The sequence below is a fragment of the Anabaena azotica FACHB-119 genome (assembly GCF_014697625.1).
Lineage (GTDB): Bacteria > Cyanobacteriota > Cyanobacteriia > Cyanobacteriales > Nostocaceae > Trichormus > Trichormus azoticus_A.
On record NZ_JACJSG010000110.1, the window covers coordinates 1 to 4,805 of the forward strand.

4 protein-coding genes and 1 pseudogene are annotated in these 4,805 nt (G+C 41.4%); 1 reads left to right on the forward strand and 4 read right to left on the reverse strand.

Annotation, left to right across the window (positions count from 1 at the left end):
* Positions 1-582: 582 nt before the first annotated feature.
* Positions 583-1,338 (forward strand): glutathione peroxidase, encoded by a 756-nt coding sequence (locus tag H6G83_RS34495; RefSeq protein ID WP_190480647.1) that lies wholly within the window; start codon positions 583-585, stop codon positions 1,336-1,338.
* A gap of 79 nt (positions 1,339-1,417) precedes the next feature.
* On the opposite strand, the gene H6G83_RS34500 is transcribed toward H6G83_RS34495, so the two are convergent.
* The 4 genes and pseudogenes from H6G83_RS34500 to H6G83_RS34515 all read right to left on the reverse strand — a co-directional run.
* Entirely contained in the window at positions 1,418-1,798 is a 381-nt protein-coding gene (locus tag H6G83_RS34500; protein WP_190480649.1) for a peptidoglycan-binding domain-containing protein, read from the reverse strand.
* A gap of 242 nt (positions 1,799-2,040) precedes the next feature.
* Positions 2,041-2,505, reverse strand: a complete 465-nt coding sequence (locus H6G83_RS34505; protein ID WP_190480650.1) for a cupin domain-containing protein — start codon at positions 2,503-2,505, stop codon at positions 2,041-2,043.
* A gap of 91 nt (positions 2,506-2,596) precedes the next feature.
* Positions 2,597-3,514: a DMT family transporter gene (locus H6G83_RS34510; protein WP_190480653.1), complete on the reverse strand. Its 918-nt coding sequence runs from the start codon at positions 3,512-3,514 to the stop codon at positions 2,597-2,599.
* A gap of 175 nt (positions 3,515-3,689) precedes the next feature.
* Positions 3,690-4,682, reverse strand: a pseudogene (locus H6G83_RS34515) (GNAT family N-acetyltransferase); the annotation flags it as partial.
* Positions 4,683-4,805 lie beyond the last annotated feature (123 nt).

A 4,805-nucleotide genomic window follows, 5' to 3' on the forward strand; every position in this document is an offset into this window, starting at 1 on the left:
CGGGAACTTACGCTACAGGAGATTTGCCCTCTTGGGCGGTTGGCGCGAGCCTGCTGTCTAAAGGCGGGTCTGTGAATGTAGAATCCCCGCACTTATAGGGCGGGGAGTGTCAACCGACTTCTCTGAATATATAGCAGTAGCTACATAGGTTAGGACATAGGTAAATTATAAAACCCTTATATTAAGCAGCTTTTGAAGCTGTCAACTGTCACCTGCTATACAACGGTGCGTCAGTACTATCAACCCTAATTATACCAAGAAATATTCCGACTGACGCACCCTACTAACTTTGTACGAGTTATGGGGCGCACGGATGTGCATTAGTGAAATGGGCGGTTAGAAACCGCATCTACACAGACAAAACCCGCCTGCGCGGGTTTCAAACCCTTAGTTTTTCCTTAGTCCGCGAAGGCGGACTTTGCTTGTGTAGCCGCGAATTCCATTCGCCTTGGCTTAAGTTGACACCCATGACAGATGTGCGCCTCTATGCAAATTACTTATTGACAAAAATAATCATAATGACTACGCTTAAGATAAGAGACGAGCAAAAGTAAAATTTCGTCAGCTAGGGGATTGAATATTATGTTTTCCAATCGAGAAGGCCAGAGAGTTCCGCAAGTCACCTTTCGGACTCGTCAAGACAACCAATGGGTGAACGTGACCACCGACGATTTATTTGCTCTTAAAACAGTCGTCGTCTTCTCTTTACCTGGTGCATTCACGCCGACTTGTTCATCGACTCACCTACCCGGTTACAACGAATTGGCTAAAGTTTTTAAACAGAACGGTGTAGATGAAATTGTCTGTATTTCTGTGAATGATGCTTTCGTGATGAACGAATGGGCAAAAAACCAAGAAGCAGAAAATGTTACTGTGATTCCCGATGGTAATGGTGAATTTACTGAGGGTATGGGAATGCTAGTGGATAAGGCAGACTTGGGTTTTGGGAAACGTTCATGGCGTTATTCCATGCTGGTGAAAGATGGTGTAATTGAAAAGATGTTCATTGAGCCGGATGTACCTGGTGATCCTTTTGAGGTGTCTGATGCTCAAACCATGCTCAATTACATTAACCCCCATGCAGCCAAGCCAAAATTAGTTTCCCTGTTTACGAAAGTTGGCTGTCCTTTCTGCGCTCGTGCTAAAGCTGCGTTACAAGAACATGGCATAGATTACGAGGAAATTACCTTGGGTAAAGGTATTACCACTCGCTCCCTACGCGCTGTTACAGGAGCAACTACAGTTCCGCAAGTTTTTATCGATGGTGTATTAATTGGCGGTTCAGAAGCTTTACTAGAGTATTTGGGTAAAGTACAACAAGAAAAAGTAGGAGTTTGAAATCAGTTATCAGTTATCAGTTGTCAAGTTTTAGTGACTAATAATTGATAACTGTTAAAGATCATACCTCACTTTTCATCTACTGATTGCGCCAACGTCGGGCAAATTCATCGAGTGTGGCTACGGGGATTTGATTTTGCAACCACTCTAAGGCGGCTTTTTGATGAGGATAGGAGTCTGGGTCGTAGTTGAGAGCGACATCAACTAAACGAATTGGTGTAGGAACTTTTCTTAAAGCCGCCCAAGTTTTTGCACCTACAATTCCGTCGGCGGTGAGACCGTTGCTGCGCTGAAATTGAATGACTGCTTTTTGGGTGCTAGCGCCAAAGATGGCATCTACTGATACTTTTACACCTTTAGCATTCAGCAATCTTTGCAATTCACTTACAGCCGCACCGGAGTCACCTTGGCGCAGTACAGGGTCTGCAACTTGAGCCGCTTGAGCATTAGCATTAGTCATGGAAGAATTACCTTGTATTTAGTGATTCTGTACATCAGACAACTACATAGGTCATCAGCTAATTTACGGAATTAATCGTAAATTCACTATCTAGAATTGTTTTGGTTTGTTTTTTATCTTAGTTTTGCGAGTTAAGCTAATGTTCCATCTTGATACGTAAATTCTCTAGCCCACCACATCATGGCTTTGGTGGGCAATGCCCACCCTACTACAGATACTTTCTTTTATTTTATTGTCGTGATTTAAGATAGGGTTCCATCTTGATACGTAAATTCTCTAAATACGCCGTCAGGGCTGGGTATTGTTAGCAAACCAGGTTCATCAGGATAGATGGCTGTGTCATTGGGAGTGCGATCGCCTACTTCTAAATATACACCTACCACCGAAGACCGATTGACTAAATGATGACCATTTGCTTCACCTGCGGGAAATCCCGCCGCCATTCCTGGGGTGAGAATTTGTTCTCCTGCATCTGTAATCAAAGTCAATTCACCTTCTAATATATAGATGAACTCATCTTGATGAGAATGCCAGTGTCTTAACGCCGAATAACTCCCTGGCTCTAATTTGACTAAATTTACACCAAAATTTTTTAATCCGGCAAACTTGCCTAGCCTTTGCCGCATTCGTCCTGCAACCAATGCTTTGAATGGATCAGGGTAATTTGTGCTTCTTTGGGTCGGTACGTCTTGAGGGTCGATAATCATCTTGAAAATAGGGGTGAGGAACTAGTACTGAGAAACTCTTAATTTTGAATTGATTCGTCTCCAATCATCAGCTTTTCTTCAAAGCGATGGGCTACGCCCGACCGTAGGTCATCGCAACTGAACCACTAACTACCAAACAAGCTCCCACAATTGCTATCACTGTCAGACGTTCTGGAGGAATTAAACCAGGTGCAACCAGTGATGTCAACTCCACCGCAATTAAAGTTACAATTGGCGCTAGAGCTAATACAGCACTCACCCGTGACGCTTCCCAATGTTCCAAGGATTCAGCAAAAGCACCATAGGCAAATACTGTATTTAACGCACAAAAAAGCAATGTGATTACATGAACATTGCTCAGTCGCATAATTGCTTGAAAATTGGCGAATGGAGTAAATAATAAAGCACTTCCTCCATAAATAACTAACATGATATGGGCAGAAGATAACGATTGTAATAATTGTTTTTGGGCTAGGGCGTAAATAGCCCAAACTACTGCCCCTAAAACAACTAAAGCACTACCGAAAATATAGTTACTGTAAGAAGATGTAATGATGTTAGTGAGTTGAGAACGAAAAAATAATATGTAACCAATAGTCAATACAGTAACACCAAACCATTGAAAAATATTGTATTTTTCTTGAAAAATAATTAAACCGCCAAAACCTAATAAGAGGGTAGCTAATTGAATAATTACTTCGGCGTTAGCGGGTGATGTTAAAGCTAAACCCTGCATAAAGAGGAAGTAATTTGCAGCTAACATAATTGTAGCGATCGCTAATAACTTCCAAGAACTTGCTTGCAACTGTTTTAACTTTGGTAGATTACCCCGCATTCCTAAATACGCAGCCAGCAAAACAAACGATATCAAAAACCGGAACCAAATAACTGTGTAAACATCAAGCGCTTGCAATATTACTTTCAACGCGATCGGTAAAATTCCCCACAAAAAAACCGTCAATAAAGATAGCGCCAGCCCTAAACGCCAGCGACCAGAACTGTAGTGCATAATAATTGGTAATTCGTAATTCGTAAATCTACTCAAGTAATGGGGTAAAGAAGCAGAAATTATACCAATTCTCCAAAATTGAGCAATAGATACAAGTTCTGAAACTGTTGCCAAATCTGGCTTTCTTAATTTTGAATTTTGAATTTTGAATTTTGAATTGGTATTACACCCCTAATTAAAAGAAATCAATCATCCAAGGAGATTCACCTGCAAAGATTTGTGTAGCTGTGAAGATTGCTGTGTCTGTTGCTTTGATTTTTCCCATTAGCTGCAACTGATGGGGTGTAAATAAACTACTATACAAAGGTGCTAATCCTTTAATGTCTAGCTGTAATTCTCCTTTGCCACCTTTAGTTACTTCACCCTTGCCATTGGCAACAGATAAAATAAATTTACCCTGGTTGGCAGTTAACAAATCATCTTGCACTTCTAAATGTAATTCTGCTTCCACTCCAGGCGGATAACCCCGCGCCTCTAGTGCTTTGCATACATCAACAATTCGTAACATCCAACGGTCTTGATTCCTAATGCTGGCTGTTTTTTCTGGTAACATCAATGTCAAAGCATCAATGACAGAACTTTTCCAGATTACTTTGTCAATTATGGAACGATGATTAGTAGCAAATGTCCAAAAAGTTTGTACAGCAGCATTAGAAAGGGTTGCCCAATCTTTAATTCTGAGAATTGTACCTTCGTTCGTTCTTTCCTGAATCATGATGATGTAACCTTGGGGTTGGTCACGATTACCAATTAAGTAACTATAGATAATTTCTGAATTAGATTCATGAATTAATTTTTGCCAAATAGCCGGATGTCTGTTTAAATATCCATGAGTCAATTTTGCTTGTTGTTGATATAACTCATGAAATATGGTATAATCTTGAGGATTTACAGCTTCTATTGGTAAAGATGGCTGTCGAATTTGAATACTGTCACTAGGAATTTCCCACAAGCAAGAACTCCCGGCTTGTTCATATCCGGCTTTTCGGTAAAGGCGTTGCGTAGCTGGATAAAGAACCGAGATAGGAATTTCTCGCTGTGAGAGTTCTTGCAGCATCTGTTGGATGAGAGCGATCGCAACACCATCTCCACGATATTCTGGACTAATACCCACAGCCGCAATTCCCGCCATCGGTACAAGCTGACCTCCCCACCACTGACCGATAATCCATGCAGCACAAGCCCCTGGCTTTTAGACATGGGGTAAGCGATGGCGCGATTTTAATCGCCGTCAAGTATTCTTTTGGTTTTGAATATACTCCTTAACTGCCTCTAGTGGCGCGCCTCCCAC